The following is a 23,396-nucleotide window of genomic DNA, read 5'->3' as shown; positions in this document are numbered from 1 at the left end:
ATGGATATTGGAATCGTCAGCGTCTTACCCATATAACACACTTCGAATAGCGATCACTTTAAGGCTTTCATCTTGGACAATCAGCGTAATCTTCTGCTCGCCGTTTTGCTATCAGGCTTGCTTATTCTTGGCTGGGACGTGGGGATGCGGTATTTTTACCCGGCCCCTCCTGAGGCGGATGTGGCTGAGGCCAATTTGGACGCGCAGGCGTCTTCAACCGCTGAGCCTGCTGGCGCAGCCACCGCTGGCGCTTCCACTGCGAGCAACGCCGTATCGGGTGAAGCGGAGCCGCAATCTGGTCCGGTTGATCTCAAGACAGCCTTGGCGGCGCAAGCCCGTGTAAAGATCGATGCGCCCAGCGTTGCAGGCTCCATCAATCTGGTGGGCGCGCGGATCGATGACCTTGTGCTCAAGAATTACAACGCGACCACTGACAAGGACAGCGGCGCTGTGCGTTTCCTGGCACCGGGCAATACCGATATTGAGCATTTCGCCGAATTTGGTTTCGTGGTCGCAGGCCAACGTGTGTCGAGCCGCGCAGTCTGGGAAGCAGACGGCGAAACTCTTGGGGTCAATTCGCCGGTCACCCTGTCGCGCACCGATGAAAACGGCATCACTTACAAGATCAAGTTCGCGATTGATGACACCTATATGATTGCCGTCGACCAATCGGTCGAAAATGGTTCACAGGCCGCGACAATCATCCAGCCCTTCGCCTATATCAAACGCACCAGCACCAACGCGTCGCCCGATCAATTCATTGCGCACGCAGGGCCCACCGGGGTGTTTGGCGGCTCGCTTTATGATCCCAACTCCTACGAAGAGCTTGCTGAACTTGGCCGAGATACGCCCGCTGGCGCTGCATCGTGGCTCGGATTTACCGATACCCACTGGGCAAGCCTGCTGATCCCGGGTGAGGGCGAGACGGACACCGCTGGCTGGCGTTCGCTGGGCGATAATCTGTTCCGCACTGACCTTATCTATGATGCCAAGACTGTGCCCGCTGGCGGCACATTGACGCAAAGCACGCAGCTTTTCGCAGGCGCCAAGGTCAGCGAAATCCTCGATGCTTACGAGGATACCGGCATCACCTATTTCGGCAAAGCGATCAGCTGGGGCTGGTTCGAATGGTTTGAAAAGCCCCTTTTGTGGCTCTTGCGCACGCTCAATGGCCTTGTTGGCAACTTTGGCGTCGCCATCATCTTGCTCACCGTCCTTATCCGCGGGCTGATGTTCCCGATTGCGCAAAAGCAATTTGGTTCAATGGCAGCGATGAAGGCGATCCAGCCCAAGATGAAGGCGCTGCAAGAGCGCTACAAGGACGACAAACAAACCCAGCAGGCGAAAATTGCTGAGCTGTTCAAGGAAGAGAAGGTCAATCCGCTCGCTGGCTGTTTGCCGCTGATCATTCAGATCCCGATCTTCTTTGCCCTTTATAAAGTGCTCTATCTCGCGATTGAGATGCGGCACGAACCGTTCCTTTATATCAAGGATCTCTCCGGCCCTGATCCTGCAACGATCCTCAACGCCTTTGGCCTTTTGCCATACGACGTGCCGGGATTTCTTGGCATCGGCGTTCTTGCGGTTCTGATGGGCTTCACCATGTGGCTCACCTTCCGCCTGAACCCAAGCGCGATGGACCCGATGCAGCAGCAGATATTCAATCTGATGCCGTGGGTGCTGATGTTCGTCATGGCACCATTTGCAGCCGGGCTCCTCTTGTACTGGGTAACCTCAAACATTCTGACCGTGGCACAGCAAAGCTATCTCTATTCCAAGCACCCGCAATTGCGTGCTGCTGCGGAAAAAGAGAAAGCGGAAAAAGCGCAGGCAAAAGAGCGCGAAAAAGCTGAAAAGGGCGGGGCGTAACTGCGTGACTGGCCCAACTGAAGAAGAGCTGGAACAGCGCGCCCTTGAACTCAAGGTGCAAGAGCTTCGCGAGCGAAAGGCCTCGCGCCTGTTTTCAGGCCGCGTGGACTTTCTTCTGTCTGCACCGCAGCTTAAGTTTCTGCCCGAACCCACCGTGCCTGAGATCGCCTTTTGCGGGCGAAGTAATGTTGGCAAAAGCTCGCTTTTGAACGCGCTCACGGGCCGCAAGTCGATTGCGCGCGCTTCGGTCACGCCGGGGCGCACACAGGAACTCAACTACTTTGAAATCGGCATGGCTGATCCCAATGTGCCGGACGGCAAATCCCTGTTTCGCCTTGTCGATATGCCGGGTTATGGCTTTGCCAAGGCGCCTGTAAAAGTGGTCGAGCGCTGGAAGAAGCTGGTGCGCACCTATCTGCGCGGCCGCCAGGTTCTTGCGCGCAACCTCGTGCTGGTCGACAGCCGTCATGGCCTTAAAGAGGTCGACCGCGAGATGATGAAGATGCTTGATGAGGCGGCTGTTGGCTATCGCATCGTTCTTACCAAAACCGACAAGATCAAGGCGAGCGAGCTTGAGCGTGTGGCAAACCGAATCGCTGACGAATCGCGCAAACACCCGGCTGCTTTTCCCACGCTCCACCTAACGAGCAGCGAAAAAGGCATGGGGATCGAAGCACTTCGTGCCGCCGTTGTCGAAGATGCCTTGGGCGCAAGTTACTTCGATAATTAGTTAACGCAAAATCCGTGTGTTTTCCCGCGAGCCGGGGGCGAGAGCGTGCCGCTTGTTAACACCTTCACGCCTTTGTCCATGATTGGCGATGCTCAACCAAGGCTTTGGTTCACCATAGAAAACCAACCTCGCATTTTCGCGTAGGTTGCCATTTCCTCTCTGTTAACTTTGCTGAAACTGTTCGCCGTAAAAACCGGTCCCAGGCAAACGCGCACGAGCCACTGGCAAATGCGCAATAACGACCAGAGGACCACACCCAATGAAAAAGATCATCCTTGCAGGCGCATCAATCGCCGCTCTTGCCATGGCGGCTCCAGCAGCTGCGCAGAGCACGTCAAGCGTCAACCAGACCGGCAATGGCAACAGCGCCGATGTCTCTCAGGAAAACTCGAACACGTCGAGCGTGACGCAGTCGGGCGACAACAATGTGGCCGGGGTTGATCAAACGATCGGCACGGGCAACACATCGACCATCACACAGACCGCAACTGGCGCAAACGAAGCAGGCGTTTTCCAAAACGGCCTGAACAGCACGTCAACGGTCACACAAAGCGGTGATGCATCCGATGATGTGGCAATCGTTGTCCAAGACGTTTTGTCAGACGATGCAACCGCTACAATCACGCAAACCGGAAACGGTGGCGGTTCAAGCTCAAACATCGCCTTGATCGATCAGGACAACGGCTCAGGCAGCACTGCAAGCATCACGCAAAGCGGTTTGACCAATGTCGCAGAAACCATTCAGGAAGGTTCATCCAACCTGTCCGACGTCACACAAACCGGCATCTCCGGCGTCGTGTTTGTCGACCAGATTGGTGATGGCAATACCGACCTGACGATCCAGGGCGGCGACACGAACTTTGCTGACGTCAACCAAGGCTTGGTCGGCGCAGCGGTCACCGGCACAACCTCGACCATCTTTCAGGATGGCGACAACAACACAGCAACCGTCAACCAACTGGCTGACAATAACGAGAGCTTCGTCGACCAGGGCTTTAGCGGCGGGTCGTTCAACGTTGCTCTGGTCAACCAGTCCGGAACCGGCAACTTCAGCGGCATCGAGCAGGGCGCAAGCTCTGTGAGCAGCAACAACCTGGCCGACGTGCTCCAGTCGGGCGATGACAACACCAGCTTTGTTTCGCAGAACGGCGATTTCAACGACGCAGATGTCGATCAAGCAACGAACGGCAACTTCTCTGATGTTGTTCAGTCCGGCAATGGCAACTCAGCCAGCGTAAGCCAGTAATTCAAAGACACCAGCAAGTCTGTCCACTTGCTGGAGGCCTGTGATCGCCGGGTGCCCTGATGGGTGCCCGGCGATTTCGTATGTGCGATTGATTTGTCAGCTGCGGCGATGCGGGCGCACGGTGCGCTCACCTGTGGCCGGTTTTCAATTGTGGAAGAAGGGCGCTGCCCTATCGTCTAGGCCCGATAGTCTAGGCCCGATAGTTCAGGCCTGAAAGTTTAGGCCGTGGGCGTATCGCATGAAGTCGGCTGCGTGCTGGCACGATTGCTCACTGCCACTTGGGAACGCGATGCCTGTGCATTTTGCGGCGTGTTTGAGCCGCCTGCCTCGCACGGGTCGCACGCCTCATGGGCACACCGAACGCGCGATGCTCTTGGCCCTGATGAACGCATCTTGGCGCGCATTCGAGCAATCCGTGCAGTTCTGCTGTCTTGTGCCGTATCAGCCGCCCTATCAGCCTGCACCGAAGCCGGGTTATCTGCCTGTGTGTCAGATACCGCCGTTGCCGCGACATTGCCTGACGCGATTACGAATACGATGGCTGTTAGAGCTTCCAACATCCTTCATGAAATAACGGATGCTTGCTAAGAGGTTGCTTGGGAATAGCGTTAATTTCGCCTTACCGGGCGAACAGCTGCCCCCGGTCAGCGAACGCCTTGAACTCCAGAGCATTGCCCGCTGGATCGCGCAGGAACATCGTGGCTTGCTCACCCGGTTTGCCTTTGAAGCGCACGGTCGGCTCCATCACGAATTGCGTTCCTGCATCGCGCAATTTCTGTGCGAGCGCCTCCCACGCATCCATCTCCAGAACGAGCCCAAAGTGGGGCACCGGTACGCCGTGTCCATCGACATGGTTGGTTGCGGCATCGCGGCTATTGGCGGGGGCAAGGTGAGCGACGATCTGGTGACCGTAAAAGTTGAAGTCGATCCATTCATCCGAAGATCGCCCTTCCTCACAGCCCATCAATTGCCCGTAAAAACGGCGCGCTTCTTCAAGGTTGTCGACGGGAAAGGCCAAATGGAATGGGGCCAGTCGAGAATGGGAATGGGACACGAGGCAAGCTCCAGGAGGTTTAGATGCACTATTGTAACCCGTTCAGGCTCGACAGCGAAAGCCTGAATATCTAGGTTGGCCCCGAATTCGCAGCCCGTCAGGTGGAAGCAGGCAGACATATGAAACTGATTATCGGCAATAAGAATTATTCAAGCTGGTCGCTGCGGGGCTGGCTTGCGGCGAAACAATCGGGCCTGCATTTCGAAGAGATCACCGTGCCGCTTATGGGTGAGCATTGGGAGACGCAAAAGCAGGGCGAAGAGTTTCAGCCTTCCTCGGGCAAGGTGCCAATCTTGTGGGATGGCGACAATGTCATCTGGGACAGTCTTGCGATCATGGAATACCTTGCCGACAAGGTTGGGCGCGACAGATATTGGCCAAAGGATGAGGCGGCGCGCGGCATGGCGCGGGCGATGGTTGCGGAAATGCACTCATCCTACGGCGAATTGCGCAGCGAAATGCCGATGAATGTGCGCAGCCGAGTGCCGCTGGAAAACCTTTCCGAAAAAGCCCAGTCCGAAGTGGTGCGGATCCTTCAACTCTGGGCCGAGGCGCGTGCGCGCCATGGGTCATCTGGCCCATTCCTGTTCGGCACATTTGGCGCAGCGGACATTTTCTATGCGCCGATCGTCTCGCGTTTTATCACCTATGGCATTGGCGTACCCGGCTTTGCGCAAAGCTATATGCAGGCGATTTGGGAGCACGACTGGATGGCGCAGTGGATTGCGGCAGCAGAAGACGAAGAATGGGTGATCGAACAGTTTGAAACGGCCTGAGGCGGTTACGGGATGCGATCCGTTTCGTACCGTGTCCCGTCGCGTCGGAAATATCCGCCGGGCTCAAACACCATGTCGATATCTGGATATTCGCCGCCGTCAGTTTCGTGGTCACCCGCAGCGGCAACCAGGAACACGCATTGCGCATCACCCCGGTTTTGCAAATGGTGGCCGTTTTTCTCGCCTGCTGGCCATGCCACCACATCGCCTGCGCGAATGACGGTTTCGCCCGCGTCCTCGACCAAGACGGCCTCGCCCGAAATCATCACCAGAAGCTCGTCAATGCTACGGTGCCAATGGCGCTGTGATGACCATGCGCCCGGCTCCAGCACGACATGGCTTGCGCGCAGTTTCTCCATGCCCGCAGCCGGTGCCAATCGGCGATAATGGCGGCCCCTGACCGGCTCATTGAAAGGCGCAGGGTATCCAGTCGCATTGGTTTGCGCGATGGCATTCAAATCAAGCTTGGGCATTGGGCGCATCTCCTGCTAGCTGTTGCGTTATGAGTATAGCTTTAGACTACGCTAAGCGCCTAATTTCAGCGCCTTCCGTAACGCCTGCGACCGGCGAAGTGTTCGATGTGATGGAAGCGATGCTGAAACCGCTGGGCTTTGACATCCACCGCTTTACGCGCGGGGATGGCGAAGAAGGCAGCGATGAGGCGCCGGTTGAAAACCTCTTTGCCATCCGCAAAGGGCCAGAAGGCTCCAGACATTTTGCCTTTGCAGGCCACCTTGATGTGGTGCCACCGGGAGATGGGTGGGAAAGCGATCCGTTCGAGCCCACGACACAAGGCGAGCTCCTATATGGCCGGGGCGCGGTCGATATGAAAAGCGCGATTGCCTGCATGGTCGCAGCGTCGCACGATATTCCAGCGGACGCAGGCACGATCAGCTTCATCATCACAGGCGATGAAGAGGGTCCGGCACTCCACGGAACGCGCGCGCTGATCGACTATATGCGCGGGCAAGGTATTCAGCCGGACCTGTGCCTTGTGGGCGAGCCTACATCCGTCAATCGCCTCGGCGATATGATGAAAATTGGCCGCCGTGGCTCGGTCAATATCTGGCTTACGGTTGAGGGTACGCAAGGCCACGTCGCCTACCCGCACCTTGCGGATAACCCCATTCCCAAGCTTGTCGCGATGCTAAAGGAACTGGACGAATTGATGCTCGATACAGGCACCGACTGGTTCCAGCCCTCCAACCTTGAGGTCACCGATATCGAGGTGGGAAACAAGGCGCACAATGTAATCCCGGCTGAGGCGCGTGCGCGGATTTCGATCCGCTTCAACGACCTTCATTCCGGCCACAGCCTGTCTGAACGTGTCGCAGCGATTGCCGAAAATCATGGTGGGCGCGCTTTGCCGATCATCTCGGGCGAGCCGTTCCTGACCGCTCCCGGCGCATTTTCCAACATGCTGGCAAAGGCGGTGGAGGAAGAGACAGGCGTCACCCCGGAAGCCTCCACCACCGGCGGCACGTCCGATGCGCGGTTCCTTCGCAGCGTTTGCCCCGTCATTGAATTTGGCCTGTGCAATGCAACTATGCACAAGCGCAACGAAGCGGTGGCCATTCCTGATCTGGATGCGCTAGCACGGATTTACACAAAAGCTGCTCTGGGCGCATTCACGCTCAAAACAACCCAAGAAGAGGCGTAAGAACGCATGAAAACGTGGTTCGCAATTCCGCTGTGGCAGCGGGTGATTGGCGCTCTTATTCTTGGCATTATCGTCGGTTATTTCTGGGGGCCGGGGGCTGCGTCCATCAAAATCGTGGGCGATATCTTCATCGCCTTTATCAAGATGCTGGTCGTGCCGCTGATCTTCTTCAGTCTTGTGGCAGGGGTCGCCAGTATCGGGGACTTGCGCAAGCTTGGCAGCGTCGGTTGGCGCGCGCTTCTTCTCTTTGTTGTGACCGGGCAAATGGCGGTGTGGCTGGGCCTTGGGATTGGCACTCTGGTGCAGCCGGGCGCTGGCCTTGATGCAAGCGCGATGAATTTGGACGCGGCCGCTCTCGAACGCGCTCAGGCGCGGCAAGAAGACGGAGTTACCGTCCAGCAGATGATCCTCGAAATGGTCCCCTCGAGCCCGGTTCAGGTCATGGCGGATGTGAACGTGCTTCCGCTCATCATCTTCTCGCTTCTGATCGGTATCGGCATTTTGATGGCCAAGGAAGAAGGCGAGCCCGTGCTCAAAATCTTCGAATCCGGCAGCGTCGTGATGCAGAAAGTCACTATGGTGGTGATGGAGCTGACCCCGTTCGGCGTCTTTGCGCTGATGGCCTGGGTTGCGGGCACGCTGGGCGTTGATGCGCTTCAGGCGCTCGGCATTGTGGTGGTACTGAACTATCTTGGATGCTTCCTCATCATCGGGCTCATCTATGGTGGGATGATCAAATTCATCGCCAAACTACCGGTGATTGACTTCTTCCGCGGCATCATCGACGCCATGGCGGTGAGCTATTCCACGGCCAGCTCCAATGCGACATTGCCCGTCACCTTGCGCTGTGCCCGCAGGAACCTTGGCGTGTCGAACTCGGTTGCAAGCTTCGTCATCAGCCTTGGTGCGACGATCAATATGAACGGCACCGCTATGTATCTGGGCCTCGCGACATTGTTCGGGGCGCAGGTGTTCGGGGTGGATTTGAGCTGGGGCGACTATGTCCTGATCTCGGTTCTCGGCACGCTTGGCGCTATCGGAGCGGCAGGCATTCCGGGCTCTGGCCTGATCATGATGGTGCTGGTGTTCGGCGCGGTCGGCGTGCCGCTGGAAACCATTGCTCTGGTGGCTGGCATCGACCGGATCATGGATATGATGCGCACAACCACCAACGTCAGCGGCGACGCGGCGGTGGCGGTGACAGTTGCGGCGCTAACCGGCGAACTTGACCGGGCTGAGTTGATCTCGGCTGACGATGTGTAATGCCGATCAGCGTTGAGCGTGATCCGTCCGAAAAGGACGCCGGAGCGCTCAGCCAAGGCATTATCGACTTTAACAAGCGCCACGTGCCCGATCTTGAAGAGATCGCCGATGAGGTGCGCTTCTTCGTGCTCGCCAAAGATGACGCTGGCACGCTCCAAGGCGGCATCAGAGCCACTTGCTACTGGAACACGCTGCACATCGAGCTTGTGTGGCTGGACGAAGCTGCGCGCGGGTCAGGGATCGGCGCAGAGCTGATGAGCGAGGCAGAGGATTTTGCGCGCGGGCACAATTGCGAGAAAGCCTTGGTCGAGACCACAAGCTGGCAGGCAAAACCGTTCTACGAGAAGCTCGGCTATGCGCTTATGGCAACGCTGCCCGGTCGTCCGAAGGGGTATGCGTCGCATTATTTGAGCAAGTCACTCGTCTGATGTGATGTATTCGACCGGTACAAACTCACCAAGGCCGCAGCCTGCGCCCAGATCAAGCTGGCCGGCAACCGGTGAGATCACCCGGATAATATCCTGCTTGCACAATTGGTTGATTGATGTGGCGTAGGAAAACCCACGCTCAAATCCCAGTCTTGGACACCGGTTGGGCAGGGTCGAGCGATAGACTTGGCCGCCGATCATCTCAAAGTCGATCACTTGGTCGCTTCGCACACGAGATTGGCGGATGGCCTGTGTGCGGATGCAATTCTTCGCCTCACCCACGACTTTAACCGCGGGCCCCGCCAAAGCTGGGTCAGCGCGGCTTGAGCCCTCAACCGGAGCGCAGGCTCCAACAGCGATTAGAGTGGCGATGGCTGGGGCAGCGAAAAGCGGTGAACGGTTCATACGATCTCTCCTGTTTGGCCCTCAAGGTGAGAATGCGCGCGCAGTTGTGAACGCTGTATGAGTCACCGCCCCTTCGGCTTCTCCAACACCTTCTTGCGGAAGCTGCACAAGTCCACCTGACCACAGCGCCAGCACTCCGGCGTCCTTGCCTTGCACACATATCGGCCATGCAGGATCAGCCAGTGATGCGCGTGAAGGCGGAAAGGCTGGGGCACGCGTTTCTCAAGCTTCGCCTCCACGCTTTCGGGCATCTTGCCTTTGGCCAGCCCCGTGCGATTGCCCACCCGCAGGATATGCGTATCGACCGCAAAGGTTTCTTGTTTGAACCAGCAGTTGAGCACGACATTGGCGGTCTTGCGCCCCACTCCGGGCAATCGCACCAGATCATCGCGCGTGTCGGGAACCTCGCCCCCATATTCGTCGATCAGAAGCTGCGACAAAGCGATCACATTCTTCGCTTTGGAGTTGAACAGGCCAATCGTCTTGATATGCCCGATCAACCCCTCAAGCCCCAACTCCAGCATCTGTTGCGGCGTTTTGACCTGCGCAAACAGCGCCCGCGTCGCCTTGTTTACCCCCACATCGGTCGCCTGCGCCGACAAAGCCACTGCCACCACCAGCTGATAGGCATTGCCATATTCAAGCTCGGTTTCAGGCTCGGGATTGTCTTCGGCCAAGCGCCGGAAGAACTCGAAAATCTGGTCTTTGGTCATGGTGCTATCTGTTTCATTCAGGCGGCTTGTGGCTTGCCCGCTCCAACTGCTCAAGCTTGGCGACGACATTTTCGTCGATCTCATCCAAGCGCTCCAGATGCTCGCGCATTTCCTGGATTTTCTGGTCGCGGCGCTCTTGCATCGCATCGGAGAAGGCGGCTGCGATAATGCCGGTGGGCATGGCGACAAACGCAACCCCTGACATCGCCAGAAGCCCTCCGATAATCTTGCCCACGATCGTAATCGGATAGGCATCGCCATATCCCACCGTGGTCAGCGTGATAACCGCCCACCAAAGCGCGCGCGGGATCGAGCCAAAGGGCTCGGGCTGAATGTGGCCCTCCACGACGTGGAGCAAAGTGGCCCCTGTCAGGACAAAGACAAACGCCAGCGCCGCGGTTACGATCAAATCATCGCCGCGGTCGGCAATCGCCCTCCACACCGATTGGATGGCTTGGTTGAAGCGGCCAAATTTCATCACCGCGATCACGCGGAAAAGCCTGATAACCCGCAAGACCGCTGCATCGCCTGCGATAAGAGGCGCAAGCGTTGCGACCACCACGATCAGGTCAACAATGCCAAGCCAACTGCGCATGAATGCCCAGCGCTTTGACCAGGCCGACCCCTCTCCCGGCGCTTCGGCTGCGGCGTAAACCCGCGCTACATATTCACCCAGGAAGATGGTGCCAAAAACGAGTTCGGCGATGAGCAAGGCGCGATGCGTGCCATCGGAAAGCTCTGGCTCTGTCCCCAAAGCTGCCCCCAGAACGGCGAGGATAATCGTCACGATCAGTAGCCGGTTGAGGACGGTGAGCCGCCCGTCAGGATGCGCGCCGACAAAGAGCTGTTCGTAAAGCTTAGCCCTCAATCCTGCCATTTTGGTCCCCCCGACCTTGCCAAACTTACCGACCTCAAAGATCCAGTACGTGTTCCATCGTGTAGCGCCCTTGGGGCTTGCCGATCAACCACTCTGCCCCCCGCACAGCGCCGCGTGCAAAAATCATGCGGTTTTCGGCGGAATGAGAGAGTGTGAGGCGTTCTTCGTTCCCTGCAAAGATTACAGAGTGATCGCCTGCAACCGTCCCGCCGCGCAAGGTTGCAAAGCCGATGTCGCCCGGCTTTCTTGCCCCTGTTTGTCCGTGCCGCCCGCTGTCCATTGCCTGCGCCAGGTCCACCCCGCGCGCGCTCGCTGCTGCCTCGCCCAGAAGCTTGGCCGTGCCAGACGGGGCATCGACCTTCATGCGGTGGTGCATTTCAAGGACTTCGATGTCCCAGTCATCACCCAACCTTTGCGCCGCTTGGCGCACCAGCGCAGATAGCAATGTCACGCCAAGCGAGGTGTTGCCCGTTTGCAGGACGGGGATGGCCTTGGCCGCATCCTCGACGCTTGCAAAGTTTGCCTCTTCAAGGCCCGTTGTACCGATCAGGATGGGAATGCCCGCAACTCGCGCCGCCTTAAGGTTCGCATCAAGCGCAGTGGGTGCGGAAAAGTCGATCAACACATCGCATTCAAGCGCCAACGGCCCCGGTAATTCGCCTGCATCCACGCCCCCTGCCAGCGTGTGCCCAGCCTCTGCAATCGCTGCGGCCAGCGCCTGCCCCATACGCCCTTTGCTGCCGATAATTCCGAACCTCGCCATTGCTTTACCTCAATATGCCGTGTTTCAATCTGTCCATGACACAGGTTTCACGCATCGTCATCCTAACAGGAGCCGGGATTTCCGCAGAAAGCGGGATTGACACGTTTCGCGATCATGGCGGTTTGTGGGAAAAACACTCCATCGAGGATGTGGCAACGCCGCAAGGCTTTGCCCGCGATCCTGATCTTGTGCTTGGCTTTTACGATGCGCGAAGGGCGGCTTTGGCGGATGTGGAGCCCAATGCGGCCCACGTGGCGCTTGCCCGGTTGGAGCGCGAGTTTCGAGGTCAATTTCTCCTTGTTACTCAGAATGTTGATGACCTCCACGAACGCGGCGGATCAACCAATGTTTGCCATATGCACGGCGAGTTGAAGTCGGCCCTGTGCAATGCTTGCGAAACCCGGTCCCGCTGGGAAGGACCCATGTTAGAGCGCCCGCCGTGTCCCGTTTGCCAAGCGCCAACACTGCGCCCCGACGTCGTGTGGTTTGGCGAAATCCCGTACCAGATGCGCCGGATCGAAGAGGCGATGCTGCAATGCGACCTGTTCGTTTCCATTGGCACCAGCGGCGCGGTTTACCCGGCAGCTGGCTTTGTCCAGCAGGCCAAACGCCTTGGTGCACGCACCTTGGAACTTAATCTTGAGCCAAGCGAAGGCACCGCGATTTTCCACGAAGCCCGCCATGGCCCCGCGACGCAAGTGGTGCCTGCGTGGGTAGATGAGGTGCTCGGGGGGTAGCACCTCCTACTTCTTCGCTGCTGGCTTTTTGAGAGCGGGCTGCGGCCTTGTGAACACCAACTGCGTCTCGCTCGAGGCGCTTGCGTCCAGCGAATACCCTTCCGCATCAAAGCCCTTGAGGTCGTCGGCTTTCTCGATCCGGTTCTCCATGATCCAGCGCGCCATCAGGCCGCGGCCAAACTTGACGTGATACATCAGCCGCCGCGCCTCGCCGTCTTTGACATTGAGGAAGGTTGCCTCGATCACTTTGCCCGGAAGTGCGGAGGTATCGACCGCTTTGAAATATTCATTGCTCGCCAAGTTCACGACCGTAGGATCGCCGTGGCCTTCAAGGTCGCCTGCAAGCTGCTCACCAATCCGGCTGCCCCAGAAATCATAGAGCGATTTTCCGCGCGGGTTTTTCATCTTGGTGCCCATCTCTAGCCGATAAGGCTGGATCGCATCCATCGGGCGCAGCACGCCGTAAAGCCCTGATAAAATGCGCAAATGGCCCTGCGCATAGGCAAGCGTCTCATCACCCAAGGACTTCGCCTCCAAGCCCCAATAAACGTCGCCATCAAAGGTGAGCCCCGCAGGCTTTGCCGAATTGCTCCGACCGTCCAGATCAAACGCCTTGAACCGCTCGGCATTAAGCTCAGCCAGATTGTCCGAGATGTGCATCAGTTTCGCGAGCGCCTTCGCCGATTGCTTTTTCGCAACGCCAGCAATCTCGCGCGTGTCGTCCTCAAGGCGCGGCCGAGTGATCTCAAGCGAGGTTTGCGGCTCATCAAAATTGAGCTTTTTGGCGGGCGAGAGGAGGGTGATCATTTGCGGTCGATCCTGAGTTTGAAATGTCTGAATATGGGTTAGTTGCTCTGGCGCTGTGTTGTAAACGCCCGGCTTGTTTGCAGGGTCCCTTCAATCACCCCTTCAATCACAATGCGCCGTGCCATTGGATGGCTGCCAAACCGCCCTATGAGACACATGTGTCTCATAGCGTAGGAAAAGAAATCCTAAATAGCGATAATTTTCAATCCCTTGGCGATTTATCCTATGAGACACTTTGCTCATAAATTTTTAGCCATACGAATTTTCCGATAACTGCATCCAAGAAAATCCCGTGCCAGAATGCCGGCGTGTAGGAAAAAGGGAAGGGGATTTAGGCCGCTTGCCCACACCCCTTACACGCGGGGTCTTTGGCAATGGTAAGGGTGCGCATTCCCGGCGTCATTCCGTCTAGGATATGAAGCTTGCCCCACATGGGCTGGCCAAAACGGCTGACGCCAGACAAGAGCACTCGCACCGCCTGCATCGCGGCAAAGCTGCCGGTCCATCCGGCCATTGCGCCCAGCATTCCGTCCTCGGCGCAGGTGTCGCAGTCTTCTGCATCAAAAGCATCGCCGACAAAACAGCGGTAGCATGGGCTTGCCACCAAGTGCCCGGCAAACGCGCCGACCTGGCCCTGAAACCGGCCAACAGCGGCGGACAAGAGCGGCACGCGCTCTGCCACGCAGGCGTCCGACACGGCAAGGCGGGTTGCAAAATTGTCGGTTCCATCAAGCACAAGGTCCGCGCCTGCGATTAGATCGCCGACGTTTTCAGCGGTGATGCGGCTGTCAGAGATATTCACTTCGAGCGCGTCGTCGAAATTGGCGAGCCAGCGCCGCGCGCTTGTCGCTTTGCCGTGGCCGATATCGCGCGAGGTAAAGATGGTCTGGCGTTGCAGATTGCTGGCATCCACCACATCGTCATCAACGAGGGTAAAACGCCCGATCCCGGCACCAGCCAGATATTGCAAAGCCGGCGAGCCAATGCCGCCAAGCCCGATGACCGCAATATGCTTACCGGCAAGCGCAACCTGACCCGCGCCGCCGATTTCGGGCAGCACGATGTGGCGGGCAAAGCGGTCGAGGCGGGCAGGGGATAGGGGTGGCGACAAACTCATGGATAAGCTGTTTACAGCCTGTGCGTGGCCTGTCGACAGGGCTGTTCATAGGCCTGTCGATTAGCTGTTGGCGGATTGTTGGTTCGCTGGGGTAAACCCACCCCGCTGCGACTAGCGCTGCTTCGCAGCTAAGTCTCGCTCCCCTCCCGCAAGCGGGAGGGGCTGGGGGTGGGCCTGTGTATACGCTGTTGAAACGTGTGACTACAAATCCGATTGCGTGGTCTCGACACAAGTCAAAATGACAGTGGGAGCGATGTCAGTCTTGCCAAACATTGGCACGCCTTTGGCCATGTGACACCTTTCTGCAACTCGAAAGCTACGTGATCCATAATTCTCGTCGTCGACTGGGACCGCAATTTCATCTCCGATTGCCGGCAATTAAGAGAAGAAAAACGGTCCAGATAACTCGCCAAATGCGCCGGACCTGAGAACAACACTTATCACTGTCAGCTCTCAAGCTGCCGCAGCAGGCTCCGCACATCGCCGTCCATATCGGCATCGCGTGTGCGCAGGTCTTCGATCAGGCGCACGGCGTGGATAACCGTCGAGTGATCGCGGCCACCGAATTTACGGCCAATCTCTGGGTAGGACCGAGGCGTCAGAACCTTTGACAAATACATCGCCACCTGGCGAGGCCGCACCACCGCACGCGCGCGGCGCTTGGAGGACATTTCCGACCGGTCGATCCGGTAGAACTGGCAAACCGTGCGCTGAATTTCGTCAATCGTGATGCGGCGGCGGTTGGCAGAAAGGATATCGGTGAGTTGTTCTTCAGCCAACTGCAGCGAAACCTCTTGGCCGGTCAGCTGCGCGTAGGCGATCAACTTGTTAAGACCGCCGATAAGCTCGCGAACATTGCGCGTGATGGTGCGTGCAAGAAAGTCGATGACGTCTTCTGGCACACTAAGCGGCGCAAAACGCGCCAGCTTGGAGACGAGCACCTTCTTGCGAAGTTCAATGTCAGCGGCTTGAATATCGGCGACAAGACCCATCGAAAGGCGGCTCAGCAAACGCGGCTCAACCCCGTCCAGGGCTTGCGGTGCGCGGTCGGCGGCAAACACAAGGCGTTTGCCTTCGGCAAGCAGCGCATCAATCGTGTAAAGCAGCTCTTCTTGAGCCGATGCCTTGCCGATGATGAATTGAATATCGTCCACCAGAAGAAGGTCAAAGCTGCGAAGGCGCGCCTTGAACTCGATCATCTGGTTGGCTTTGAGAGCCTGAACGAATTCCACCATAAACCGCTCTGCCGAGCAGTAGAAAATGCGGGCACGCGGATGCGATGCGAGGAAACCGTGGCCGATCGCGTGGAGCAGGTGGGTTTTGCCCTGACCGGTCGCCGCTTTCAGATAGAGCGGCGAGAATTGCGGCTGTTCGGTTGCGGCCATGCGCTGCGCTGCATTGCAGGCAAGCACGTTCGCCTCGCCGGTAATGAACGCCTGAAAGGTTAGCGACGGGTCAAGACCCACGCTTGAGGTGAAGCCCGAATCGTTGATTGAACCAGCGGCAACGGCAATCGCGCTTGCGCCATCATTGGCGGGGCGGCGGCCATCATCAAGGCGCAGTTCTGGAAGCTGGCGGCGGCCGGGATGGACTTGGATGTTAACCGTGCGAACATCGCTGCGCATGATTTTCCAAGCGAGTTGCAGACGGTCGTGGAACCGATCTTTGACCCAATTGGCCGAAAACTCTGTAGGAAGGAAAAGGTCGAGCGTGCCGGTCTCTTTGGTGATGCCGCCAACCTGGATCGGTTTGATCCATTGACTGTGCAATTGGTGGCCAAGATCCTTTTTGAGACCCTGGCTGATATCGGCCCAATCTGCGGCCAGATTTACTGCTTCTGCATCTTCCATCAAATCGTCATCAGCTTTCCGCCGCGTTGTCCGCGCCTTATCTGTATTATAACCCATGACTTCCCCAATATTCACGATCCTTGGAAAGCAACTCTCCAAGGTAAAACCTGTGACCATTCGACTGATAAAGGATTCCCCCCCCGTGAAGCACCCCTCACAGGCTAACCTGTCGATCAAAATGTATGAACCCGGACTGTCCCGCGCCGGGTAGAGCCCTAATAAGCGCAATTTGGCAGTTAAGCGCAAGCGATCAATTGCAACAAATCTTAAATATTTGTGTTGACTCGGCGCTACCCCGCAGAGCTTCGTTTAAGCGCCTGTTTCTATTGAATTTCGAATAATTTGGGCCGCGAATCGTAGGGTTTCTGCGCATTCTGCGGCGAGCAGCCCGGCTTGTCGCAATCAAAACAAAAGGGCCGCGTCATCAGACACGGCCCTTAGATGTTATACGTGGGGTAACGTCAGGTAAAAATACGCAACGTGAACGCCCCAAACTGGCTTTAGCAGCGAATCAGAGCGCAGCGACTCGCTTGGTCAGGCGCGACATTTTGCGCGCCACAGTGTTCTTGTGCATCACGCCGCGTGCAACACCGCGAGCCATTTCTGGCTGAGCAGCTTTAAGAGCGGCGGCCGCTTCGTCCTTATTGCCAGCTTCACAAGCGCTTTCGACTTTTTTGACGAAGCTGCGGATGCGGCTCATGCGCGCGGTGTTTACTTCTGCGCGGCGGTCATTGCGACGGATGCGCTTACGGGCTTGAGGCGTGTTGGCCATAGGTCTGTTCTGTCTCGCGTTCTGTAAGGGCTGCTTGGTTAAGCCCGGAAAATCTTCAATCGGGTATACGAAAAAGCGGCGATTCACCGCTGGAAAGCGGCGCACCTAGTGTGAAACGGCGCGAAAGGCAAGGAAACTTTGCCTGTAGTCACTTCTGGCAATCACTTCTGGCTATCACTTCTGGCACACCGGACAATACCAAGTGCTGCGCCCGCCTTGGGCGATCCGTTTGATCATACCGCCATCGTTATGGTGGCACGGCTCACCTGTCCGACCATACACATCAAAGCGGGTTGCGAAATAGCCAAGCTCCCCATCAGGTGCCGCATAGTCGCGCAAAGAAGAGCCTCCATCGCGGATGGACGCCGCGAGCACCTCTTTGATCGCAGGCACCAACCGCTCCAATTGAGGGCGCGTCACCTTGCCCCCTTGCTTGGTTGGCCTAATGCCAGAGCGCCACAGTGCCTCGCACACATATATATTCCCAAGCCCTGCGATGATCCGTTGATCGAGCAGGCACAGCTTGATGTTCTGAACCTTGCCTTTGAGCGCGGCCCTCAAATAGGCGGGCGTAAGGTCAGGGCCCAGCGGCTCAGGCCCAAGGCTTGCAAAAGGTCCCCACGCATCCAGCTCAGCCGTCGCGACCATATCGACCGAACCGAATCGCCTCGGGTCGCACAGCGCAAAACGGTTGTGCGCCGTCTCCACCACCATATGGTCGTGTTTATCGGGTTCTTCAGGGTCAATCCGCCAGCGCCCGCTCATGCCAAGGTGAAAGATCACTGACTGATCCCGGTCGAGATGGAAGAGCCCATATTTCGCGCGGCGAGAGAGGCTCGTGATAGTCGCGCCCGTCATCACCTGCACCAGATCTTGCGGGAACGGGCGGCGCAAATCCGGGCGGTTCAATGTCACCCGCTCGATCCGCGCACCATCGAGGAACTTTGCAAGACCACGGACCGTTGTTTCAACTTCTGGTAATTCAGGCATTCATCACCCCTTATCACCCTTTGCGCCTGCCGCAATTCCCTCTAAGGCACCCCTCATGAGTGAAAGCACATCAGACACCGCCTCCAACACTGTCTCGTTTGGCTATGAAAACGTAAGCCCAGAGGAAAAGACCCGCCGCGTGGGTGAGGTCTTCAGCAGCGTTGCCAAGAAATACGACATCATGAACGATGCGATGTCCTTTGGCATGCACCGGGGCTGGAAGGATCGCTTTGTTAAGCGTGTGAAACCGCAAGCGGGTGAAAACATCCTCGATATGGCGGGCGGCACAGGCGACATTGCGTTTCGCATGGCGGACCGGGGCGCGAATATCACCGTTGCCGATATCAATCAGGAAATGCTCGATGTGGGTGCTGAGCGCGCGATTGAGCGTGACGAGGCAGAAGGCGCGGGCAGCCTCGTCTTCTCACAGCAGAACGCCGAGGAAGTCTCCTTCGCCTCGAACAGCTTTGATGCCTACACGATCGTTTTCGGCATCCGCAATGTGACGCATAAGGAAAAGGCGCTGAAAGAAGCGCTGCGTGTCCTTCGCCCCGGTGGCCGTTTTTACTGCATGGAATTCTCGGTCACCGATTGGTCGGGCTTTCGCGAGATTTACGACCTTTATTCAATGCACATCATGCCGCGCATGGGTCAGGTGATTGCGGGCGATACCGAAAGCTATCGCTATCTCGCCGAATCGATCCGCAAATTCCCCCGCGCGCCCCAATTCGAGGCGATGATCCGCGATGCCGGTTTTGTGAACACCAAGGCCGAGATCATTCTTGGCGGTGCGGTTGCCATTCACTCGGGGTGGAAAGTCTGATGGCATTCGACGGTTCACCCCTCCCGCCTGCGGGAGGGGCAGCGAGACTTGAGAACTTGTTCTCTAGTCGCAGCGGGGTGGGCCTTCTCAGGCCCATGCCCACCCCCAACCCCTCCCGCAAGCGGGAGGGGAGTTAAGCGATGACCTCTCCTGCCACGCATCTTTTCCGTCTTGCCAGATGGGGTATCACCCTTGCGCGTCGCCGCGCGCTTGTGGGGATCGAAGACGACCCCAATGCGCCGCCACCGGTAAAGCGGCTGGCCAAGCTGGCGCGCCTTGCGACCTTTACGAGCAAGAAGGGGGAGCGTGATTATGCTGGCGCTTTTCGTGCGATTGGCCCTGCTGCTATCAAGCTTGGGCAGTCCCTTGCCACCCGCCCCGATCTTGTGGGTGAGGAAGCGGCGCACAATCTCTTGCAGCTTCAGGACAATCTGCCGCCGGTCGATTTTGAGCTGATCAAACAGTCGATCGAGACGAGCTTTGACCAGCCATTGGACGCGCTCTTTTCCGAAGTGGACCCGCAGCCTGTGGGCGCGGCCTCCATTGCGCAGGTCCACAAGGGCGTGACCGCCGACGGGCGCAAAGTCGCGATCAAGGTGCTTCGCCCCGGTATCAAAGAAAAGTTTGCGCAAGACATTGCCACATACGAATGGGCGGCCGCTCACGTAGAGGCAATGGGCGGAGAGGCGGGCCGTCTGCGTCCGCGCGCGACCATCGCCAATTTCAAACGCTGGTCATATTCCGAACTCGACCTGCGGCGCGAAGCGGCTTCTGCGTCTGAACTTGCCGAGGATATGGCGGGCGTTGGTGGTTACCGTATTCCGGCGATTGACTGGGACCGCACCAATGGCCGCGTGCTCACGATCGAGTGGGTCGACGGCATCAAAATCTCCAAGCGTGACGAGCTCTTGGCGGCAGGCCATGACCTTGACGCCCTGTCACAGCACCTTGTCATCAGCTTCTTGACGCAAGCGATCAGCGCCGGTTTCTTCCATGCCGATATGCACCAGGGGAACCTGTTTGTGCAGGCCGACGGCACCATCGTTGCGATTGATTTCGGGATCATGGGCCGCATTGATCGGCGCGCGCGCCAATGGCTGGCAGAAATCCTCTATGGCCTGACCACGGGCAATTACAAACGCGTCGCCGAAATTCATTTCGAGGCGCAATATGTGCCAAGCTACCATTCGGTGCATGAATTTGCGACGGCTCTTCGCGCGGTGGGTGAACCGATGCGCGGCAAGCCTGTGAAAGAGCTTTCCGTGGGCCAAATGCTCGACGGATTGTTTGCGATCACCCGCGACTTTGACATGCAGACACAGCCGCACCTGCTGCTTTTGCAGAAAACCATGGTTATGGTCGAAGGGATCGCGACGCAGCTTAATCCCGACATCAATATGTGGGACACCGCCGCGCCCTATGTGCGCGATTGGATCCGCGATGAGCTGGGACCAGAGGCAGCGGTGGCAGAGCGGCTTAAGGAAGACGCGCAGACTTTGATGCGCCTGCCCGACCTTATCCGCCGGATCGAAGACCGCTTCCCCGCAAAGGGCGGCGCGCCTGAACAAGCGCCTTTGCCAGACATCAAGCTCATCACCGACTTTGGTCAGAATGACGCAGCCCCAAAGAATGGCGGCGGCTGGATCGGCTATATTGTCGCAGGCCTGTTGGGAGCAGGCGGAGTGTTGGGGGCAAGCCTTCTTGGGCTGATTTAGTCGGCGTTTGGCAAAATCCGCGCCGCCGCAAGCGCAACGATAGCTGTCAGCAATTCGACCGCCATCGGCGTCATCCAGCCCTCATAGGTCCCATCCAGATACAGGCTCGCCCCTCGCACCAGAAACACCACCCCCATAAGCGCGGCTCCTGTATTGAGCAGCGCCGCGTTGGCTTTCCATGACCCGATGATAAGACAGCCTGCCGTGACCCAGAAGAATGACGTAAAGTCGGCCCTTATCGAAGACAGCCCTTGCGCGCCTGTGCCATCCAACGCCGCAATTCCAAAATTCGCGCCCGAACCAACCGGATCGGTGGCAAACCCAAACCCGATAAAGATGTAAAGCACACCCAGCAAAAACAGCGATACGCGCAAGATAATAGCCACAAATGATCCCCTTCATTGTCCCCCCAAGAGCCGCTAAGCCCCAAGGCTGCCTGCATAAGTGCAATCTTAACCATCTCAGCGCAAGGCTTCTGAAAGCTTGGCGAGGGGGGCTAAGGCGGTTAGACGGGTGCACGCGGGCCATGATTGGGCTCGGGCTGCTTTTGTAAGGGAGTGTGACAGGCAGTGAGCGGTAAGGGACCAAAAATTCTGCTGGTTGTGGGCGGCGGCATTGCTGCTTTCAAATCGCTCGAGCTTGTGCGCCTTATCCGCAAGGCAGGCGGCGATGTCACTTGCGTGGTCACCAAAGGGGGGCAGCAGTTTGTGACGCCTATGTCTTTGGCCGCTCTTTCCGAAAATCAGGTTTATACTTCGCTGTTCGATCTCAAGAACGAGGTCGAGATGGGGCATATCGAGCTTTCGCGAGAGGCGGATCTTCTGGTTGTTTGCCCGGCAACAGCGGACCTTATGGCCAAAATGGCGGCAGGGGTTGCCGATGATCTGGCGACGACCTTGCTGCTTGCCACGAACAAGCCGGTGATGGCTGTGCCCGCGATGAATGTGAAAATGTGGGAGCACGCCTCCACGACGCGCAATGTGGCCACCTTGCGCGATCAGGGCATCACCGTGCTTCACCCTGATGAAGGGGCGATGGCTTGCGGCGAATTTGGTTATGGCCGGCTTCCTGAACCCCCGGCGATCTGGCGCGCGATTGCGGGTCACTTTGGGATTGAGGTTGAGGAAGAGGAAGTGCCAGTAGCTGCGCCTGCCGCTCCAGCGCCTGCAGTTCCAGCGCCTGCGGTGGATGCAAGCGAGGTTGAAGCGCTTGAGCCCGAAGACGAAAGCGAATCCGCCTTTTCCGGCGGCCTTGGCGGCTTGCTCTCGCGCATCATTCCGCGCTCCACCGAAAAGCGCACCGCCGAAGACATCGAGGCCGAACTTGATGCGCTTGGGGAAGAAGACGTGCCCGAGGAATTCCTCGAAGAGCTGCCTGAAGAAGATATTGAGTTTAATCCCGAGCTTGACGGCTCTCCGCTTGCCAAGAAGGGCTCTGGTAAGGCCGCACCGCCCGTCGATCAGGACGCGATCAACCACGAGGTGGACGACCGCCGCCTTGCGCCCGATGCATCCGAAGAGGGGCTGTCAGACAAGGCGAGCGATCTGGAACCAGAGCAAGCGGCCAGAACGAAGGTTGCGGCAAAATCCGCTGGCCCTGCGAAGGTGGAAAGCATTGAGGCCGATGAGGAAGAAATCGCCGGGATCACTGCGGATGCATCCTACCAACCGCTTGAGGGTCGCCATGTGCTGGTGACAGCGGGGCCAACGTGGGAATCGATCGATCCGGTGCGTTACATCGCCAACCGTTCCAGCGGCAAACAAGGCTTTGCCATAGCGGCTGCGGCAGCGGCACTGGGCGCAGAAGTGACCCTTGTGGCAGGTCCGGTTTATCTGAAAACGCCAGCGGGTGTGAAACGCGTGGACGTGGAAAGCGCCGAAGAAATGGCCAGCGCGGTCAAGCGCGCCCTGCCATGCGATGTCGCGGTTATGGTTGCTGCCGTTTCGGATTGGCGGCCCAAGGAATACCGCGATGAGAAGATCAAGAAACGCGGCTCTGCCCCGCCTGCCTTGATGCTGACCGAAAACCCCGACATTCTGACCAATCTTGCAGCTGGCAAGGATCGTCCTGCGCTCGTCGTTGGTTTTGCTGCTGAAACGGAAAGGGTGATCGACCACGCCAAGCAAAAGCGCAAGCGCAAGGCGGCCGATTGGATCATCGCCAATGACGTGTCAGGCGATGTGATGGGCGGCGATGAAAACACGGTTCACATCATCACCACCGATGGCGTCGAAAACCTGAAAGAAATGCCCAAAGCCGAGGTTGCCATGGCGATTATGACCCGTGTGGCCGACACCTTCCAAGCGAAAGCGGCTGAATAATGAACACGGTCCAGATTGAGGTAAAGCGCCTTTCCCATGGCGAGGGGCTTCCGCTTCCAGCCTATGCCACGGATGGCGCAGCGGGCATGGATGTTGTGGCGGCCGAAGATGTCACGATTGCGCCGGGCGCGCGCCATCCAGTGGCAACCGGACTTTCTGTGGCGATCCCGCAAGGCTACGAGATCCAGGTCCGCCCGCGTTCAGGCCTCGCGTTCAAACATGGCATTACTGTGCCCAATACGCCGGGCACGATCGATTCTGATTATCGCGGCGAATTGAAAGTCCTGCTCATCAACCACGGGACCGAAGATTTCGCGATTGCGCGCGGCGACCGCGTGGCGCAGCTTGTGGTGGCCCCCGTCACGCAAGGGCTGTGGCAAGAGGTGGCCGAACTGGACGCGACACAGCGCGGCGAAGGTGGCTTTGGCTCAACCGGCGGGCACGCCAAGCTCTGATGCGCCTAGGGTCAGGACCCTCAGG

At 57.9% G+C, this 23,396-nt stretch carries 25 protein-coding genes; 12 read left to right on the top strand and 13 right to left on the bottom strand.

The genetic code is table 11. The features are described from left to right. Positions 1-72 precede the first annotated feature (72 nt). From yidC to EH31_RS15660, 3 genes are all read left to right on the top strand, one after another. Positions 73-1,869 (top strand): membrane protein insertase YidC, encoded by a 1,797-nt coding sequence (gene yidC / locus EH31_RS15670; RefSeq protein WP_034962130.1) that lies wholly within the window; start codon positions 73-75, stop codon positions 1,867-1,869. Between the two features lie 55 nt (positions 1,870-1,924). Continuing rightward, complete coding sequence (gene yihA / locus EH31_RS15665; protein ID WP_034962266.1) at positions 1,925-2,599, top strand: ribosome biogenesis GTP-binding protein YihA/YsxC; 675 nt, start codon at positions 1,925-1,927, stop codon at positions 2,597-2,599. 259 nt (positions 2,600-2,858) lie between these two features. Further along, positions 2,859-3,845: a hypothetical protein gene (locus EH31_RS15660; RefSeq protein ID WP_034962129.1), complete on the top strand. Its 987-nt coding sequence runs from the start codon at positions 2,859-2,861 to the stop codon at positions 3,843-3,845. A 218-nt stretch (positions 3,846-4,063) separates the two neighbouring features. Here EH31_RS15660 and EH31_RS17595 read toward each other — a convergent pair whose 3' ends face one another. Then, positions 4,064-4,405, bottom strand: coding sequence for a hypothetical protein (locus EH31_RS17595; protein ID WP_152553603.1), 342 nt, complete (start codon positions 4,403-4,405; stop codon positions 4,064-4,066). A gap of 59 nt (positions 4,406-4,464) precedes the next feature. Then, positions 4,465-4,863 carry a VOC family protein gene (locus EH31_RS15655; RefSeq protein WP_241765958.1) on the bottom strand — a complete coding sequence of 133 codons (399 nt, stop codon included), beginning with the start codon at positions 4,861-4,863 and terminating at the stop codon, positions 4,465-4,467. A 155-nt stretch (positions 4,864-5,018) separates the two neighbouring features. Here EH31_RS15655 and EH31_RS15650 point away from each other — a divergent pair, with 155 nt between their 5' ends. Continuing rightward, the gene (locus EH31_RS15650; protein WP_034962125.1) at positions 5,019-5,675 is read left to right on the top strand and encodes a glutathione S-transferase family protein; all 657 of its coding nucleotides are present in this window, start codon (positions 5,019-5,021) and stop codon (positions 5,673-5,675) included. 5 nt (positions 5,676-5,680) lie between these two features. Here EH31_RS15650 and EH31_RS15645 read toward each other — a convergent pair whose 3' ends face one another. Next, positions 5,681-6,148: a cupin domain-containing protein gene (locus tag EH31_RS15645; RefSeq protein ID WP_034962123.1), complete on the bottom strand. Its 468-nt coding sequence runs from the start codon at positions 6,146-6,148 to the stop codon at positions 5,681-5,683. 29 nt (positions 6,149-6,177) lie between these two features. Between EH31_RS15645 and dapE the strand changes: the two genes are divergently transcribed. Genes dapE through EH31_RS15630 form a run of 3 tightly spaced genes read left to right on the top strand, consistent with a single transcriptional unit; the run spans position 6,178 to position 9,026 of the window. Beyond that, complete coding sequence (dapE, locus tag EH31_RS15640; protein WP_034962121.1) at positions 6,178-7,335, top strand: succinyl-diaminopimelate desuccinylase; 1,158 nt, start codon at positions 6,178-6,180, stop codon at positions 7,333-7,335. 6 nt (positions 7,336-7,341) lie between these two features. Beyond that, the gene (locus tag EH31_RS15635; protein WP_034962119.1) at positions 7,342-8,598 is read left to right on the top strand and encodes a dicarboxylate/amino acid:cation symporter; all 1,257 of its coding nucleotides are present in this window, start codon (positions 7,342-7,344) and stop codon (positions 8,596-8,598) included. Continuing rightward, entirely contained in the window at positions 8,598-9,026 is a 429-nt protein-coding gene (locus EH31_RS15630) for a GNAT family N-acetyltransferase (protein ID WP_034962117.1), read from the top strand. The genes EH31_RS15635 and EH31_RS15630 overlap by 1 nt, the downstream gene beginning before the upstream one ends. On the opposite strand, the gene EH31_RS15625 is transcribed toward EH31_RS15630, so the two are convergent. The 4 genes from EH31_RS15625 to dapB all read right to left on the bottom strand — a co-directional run bounded on the left by EH31_RS15625 (position 9,015) and on the right by dapB (position 11,784). Beyond that, on the bottom strand, positions 9,015-9,431 hold the full coding sequence (locus EH31_RS15625) for a hypothetical protein (protein WP_034962115.1): 417 nt from the start codon (positions 9,429-9,431) through the stop codon (positions 9,015-9,017). The two genes, EH31_RS15630 and EH31_RS15625, sit on opposite strands and share 12 nt — an antisense overlap. 62 nt (positions 9,432-9,493) lie before the next feature. Next, positions 9,494-10,144 carry an endonuclease III gene (nth, locus tag EH31_RS15620; RefSeq protein WP_034962113.1) on the bottom strand — a complete coding sequence of 217 codons (651 nt, stop codon included), beginning with the start codon at positions 10,142-10,144 and terminating at the stop codon, positions 9,494-9,496. A 13-nt stretch (positions 10,145-10,157) separates the two neighbouring features. After that, positions 10,158-11,021 carry an ion transporter gene (locus tag EH31_RS15615; protein ID WP_051699354.1) on the bottom strand — a complete coding sequence of 288 codons (864 nt, stop codon included), beginning with the start codon at positions 11,019-11,021 and terminating at the stop codon, positions 10,158-10,160. Positions 11,022-11,055: 34 nt separating this feature from the next. Next, a complete protein-coding gene (gene dapB, locus EH31_RS15610; RefSeq protein ID WP_034962112.1) occupies positions 11,056-11,784 on the bottom strand; it encodes a 4-hydroxy-tetrahydrodipicolinate reductase in 729 nt (242 codons plus the stop codon). Positions 11,785-11,819: 35 nt separating this feature from the next. Here dapB and EH31_RS15605 point away from each other — a divergent pair, with 35 nt between their 5' ends. Beyond that, a complete protein-coding gene (locus EH31_RS15605) occupies positions 11,820-12,521 on the top strand; it encodes an NAD-dependent deacylase (RefSeq protein ID WP_034962110.1) in 702 nt (233 codons plus the stop codon). A gap of 6 nt (positions 12,522-12,527) precedes the next feature. Here EH31_RS15605 and yaaA read toward each other — a convergent pair whose 3' ends face one another. From yaaA to mutM, 5 genes are all read right to left on the bottom strand, one after another. Then, the gene (gene yaaA, locus EH31_RS15600) at positions 12,528-13,328 is read right to left on the bottom strand and encodes a peroxide stress protein YaaA (RefSeq protein ID WP_034962108.1); all 801 of its coding nucleotides are present in this window, start codon (positions 13,326-13,328) and stop codon (positions 12,528-12,530) included. Positions 13,329-13,659: 331 nt separating this feature from the next. After that, the gene (locus EH31_RS15595) at positions 13,660-14,445 is read right to left on the bottom strand and encodes a HesA/MoeB/ThiF family protein (RefSeq protein ID WP_034962106.1); all 786 of its coding nucleotides are present in this window, start codon (positions 14,443-14,445) and stop codon (positions 13,660-13,662) included. Positions 14,446-14,891: 446 nt separating this feature from the next. After that, positions 14,892-16,352, bottom strand: coding sequence for a chromosomal replication initiator protein DnaA (gene dnaA, locus EH31_RS15590; protein ID WP_034962104.1), 1,461 nt, complete (start codon positions 16,350-16,352; stop codon positions 14,892-14,894). A gap of 454 nt (positions 16,353-16,806) precedes the next feature. Next, positions 16,807-17,067 carry a 30S ribosomal protein S20 gene (gene rpsT, locus EH31_RS15585; protein ID WP_034962102.1) on the bottom strand — a complete coding sequence of 87 codons (261 nt, stop codon included), beginning with the start codon at positions 17,065-17,067 and terminating at the stop codon, positions 16,807-16,809. A gap of 174 nt (positions 17,068-17,241) precedes the next feature. Beyond that, on the bottom strand, positions 17,242-18,057 hold the full coding sequence (gene mutM, locus EH31_RS15580; RefSeq protein ID WP_034962101.1) for a bifunctional DNA-formamidopyrimidine glycosylase/DNA-(apurinic or apyrimidinic site) lyase: 816 nt from the start codon (positions 18,055-18,057) through the stop codon (positions 17,242-17,244). A gap of 55 nt (positions 18,058-18,112) precedes the next feature. On the opposite strand from mutM, the gene EH31_RS15575 reads away from it, so the two are divergent. Then, complete coding sequence (locus EH31_RS15575; RefSeq protein WP_034962099.1) at positions 18,113-18,880, top strand: class I SAM-dependent methyltransferase; 768 nt, start codon at positions 18,113-18,115, stop codon at positions 18,878-18,880. Between the two features lie 140 nt (positions 18,881-19,020). After that, a complete protein-coding gene (gene ubiB, locus EH31_RS15570) occupies positions 19,021-20,595 on the top strand; it encodes a 2-polyprenylphenol 6-hydroxylase (RefSeq protein ID WP_034962097.1) in 1,575 nt (524 codons plus the stop codon). Here ubiB and EH31_RS15565 read toward each other — a convergent pair. Next, the gene (locus tag EH31_RS15565; RefSeq protein WP_034962096.1) at positions 20,592-20,981 is read right to left on the bottom strand and encodes a hypothetical protein; all 390 of its coding nucleotides are present in this window, start codon (positions 20,979-20,981) and stop codon (positions 20,592-20,594) included. The genes ubiB and EH31_RS15565 overlap by 4 nt on opposite strands. 183 nt (positions 20,982-21,164) lie before the next feature. On the opposite strand from EH31_RS15565, the gene EH31_RS15560 reads away from it, so the two are divergent. Next, positions 21,165-22,916: a bifunctional phosphopantothenoylcysteine decarboxylase/phosphopantothenate synthase gene (locus EH31_RS15560; protein WP_034962094.1), complete on the top strand. Its 1,752-nt coding sequence runs from the start codon at positions 21,165-21,167 to the stop codon at positions 22,914-22,916. Further along, positions 22,916-23,371, top strand: a complete 456-nt coding sequence (gene dut / locus EH31_RS15555; protein ID WP_034962093.1) for a dUTP diphosphatase — start codon at positions 22,916-22,918, stop codon at positions 23,369-23,371. Before EH31_RS15560 ends, dut begins: the two co-directional genes overlap by 1 nt. Positions 23,372-23,396 lie beyond the last annotated feature (25 nt).

Origin of the sequence: Erythrobacter longus (assembly GCF_000715015.1) — a bacterium.
Taxonomy (GTDB): Bacteria; Pseudomonadota; Alphaproteobacteria; order Sphingomonadales; family Sphingomonadaceae; genus Erythrobacter; species Erythrobacter longus.
Note: the sequence above shows the minus strand (reverse complement) of the source record. Positions and strands in the feature narration are given on the sequence as shown.

Bases quoted from the DNA above. Each gene is read 5' to 3' on its own strand.
- EH31_RS15660 (WP_034962129.1), top strand. From the start codon at position 2,859: ATGAAAAAGATCATCCTTGCAGGCGCATCAATCGCCGCTCTTGCCATG.
- EH31_RS17595 (WP_152553603.1), bottom strand. From the start codon at position 4,405: ATGTTGGAAGCTCTAACAGCCATCGTATTCGTAATCGCGTCAGGCAAT.
- EH31_RS15650 (WP_034962125.1), top strand. From the start codon at position 5,019: ATGAAACTGATTATCGGCAATAAGAATTATTCAAGCTGGTCGCTGCGG.
- EH31_RS15645 (WP_034962123.1), bottom strand. From the start codon at position 6,148: ATGCCCAAGCTTGATTTGAATGCCATCGCGCAAACCAATGCGACTGGA.
- dapE (WP_034962121.1), top strand. From the start codon at position 6,178: ATGAGTATAGCTTTAGACTACGCTAAGCGCCTAATTTCAGCGCCTTCC.
- EH31_RS15635 (WP_034962119.1), top strand. From the start codon at position 7,342: ATGAAAACGTGGTTCGCAATTCCGCTGTGGCAGCGGGTGATTGGCGCT.
- EH31_RS15630 (WP_034962117.1), top strand. From the start codon at position 8,598: ATGCCGATCAGCGTTGAGCGTGATCCGTCCGAAAAGGACGCCGGAGCG.
- EH31_RS15625 (WP_034962115.1), bottom strand. From the start codon at position 9,431: ATGAACCGTTCACCGCTTTTCGCTGCCCCAGCCATCGCCACTCTAATC.
- nth (WP_034962113.1), bottom strand. From the start codon at position 10,144: ATGACCAAAGACCAGATTTTCGAGTTCTTCCGGCGCTTGGCCGAAGAC.
- EH31_RS15615 (WP_051699354.1), bottom strand. From the start codon at position 11,021: ATGGCAGGATTGAGGGCTAAGCTTTACGAACAGCTCTTTGTCGGCGCG.
- dapB (WP_034962112.1), bottom strand. From the start codon at position 11,784: ATGGCGAGGTTCGGAATTATCGGCAGCAAAGGGCGTATGGGGCAGGCG.
- EH31_RS15605 (WP_034962110.1), top strand. From the start codon at position 11,820: ATGACACAGGTTTCACGCATCGTCATCCTAACAGGAGCCGGGATTTCC.
- yaaA (WP_034962108.1), bottom strand. From the start codon at position 13,328: ATGATCACCCTCCTCTCGCCCGCCAAAAAGCTCAATTTTGATGAGCCG.
- EH31_RS15595 (WP_034962106.1), bottom strand. From the start codon at position 14,445: ATGAGTTTGTCGCCACCCCTATCCCCTGCCCGCCTCGACCGCTTTGCC.
- dnaA (WP_034962104.1), bottom strand. From the start codon at position 16,352: ATGGGTTATAATACAGATAAGGCGCGGACAACGCGGCGGAAAGCTGAT.
- rpsT (WP_034962102.1), bottom strand. From the start codon at position 17,067: ATGGCCAACACGCCTCAAGCCCGTAAGCGCATCCGTCGCAATGACCGC.
- mutM (WP_034962101.1), bottom strand. From the start codon at position 18,057: ATGCCTGAATTACCAGAAGTTGAAACAACGGTCCGTGGTCTTGCAAAG.
- EH31_RS15575 (WP_034962099.1), top strand. From the start codon at position 18,113: ATGAGTGAAAGCACATCAGACACCGCCTCCAACACTGTCTCGTTTGGC.
- ubiB (WP_034962097.1), top strand. From the start codon at position 19,021: ATGACCTCTCCTGCCACGCATCTTTTCCGTCTTGCCAGATGGGGTATC.
- dut (WP_034962093.1), top strand. From the start codon at position 22,916: ATGAACACGGTCCAGATTGAGGTAAAGCGCCTTTCCCATGGCGAGGGG.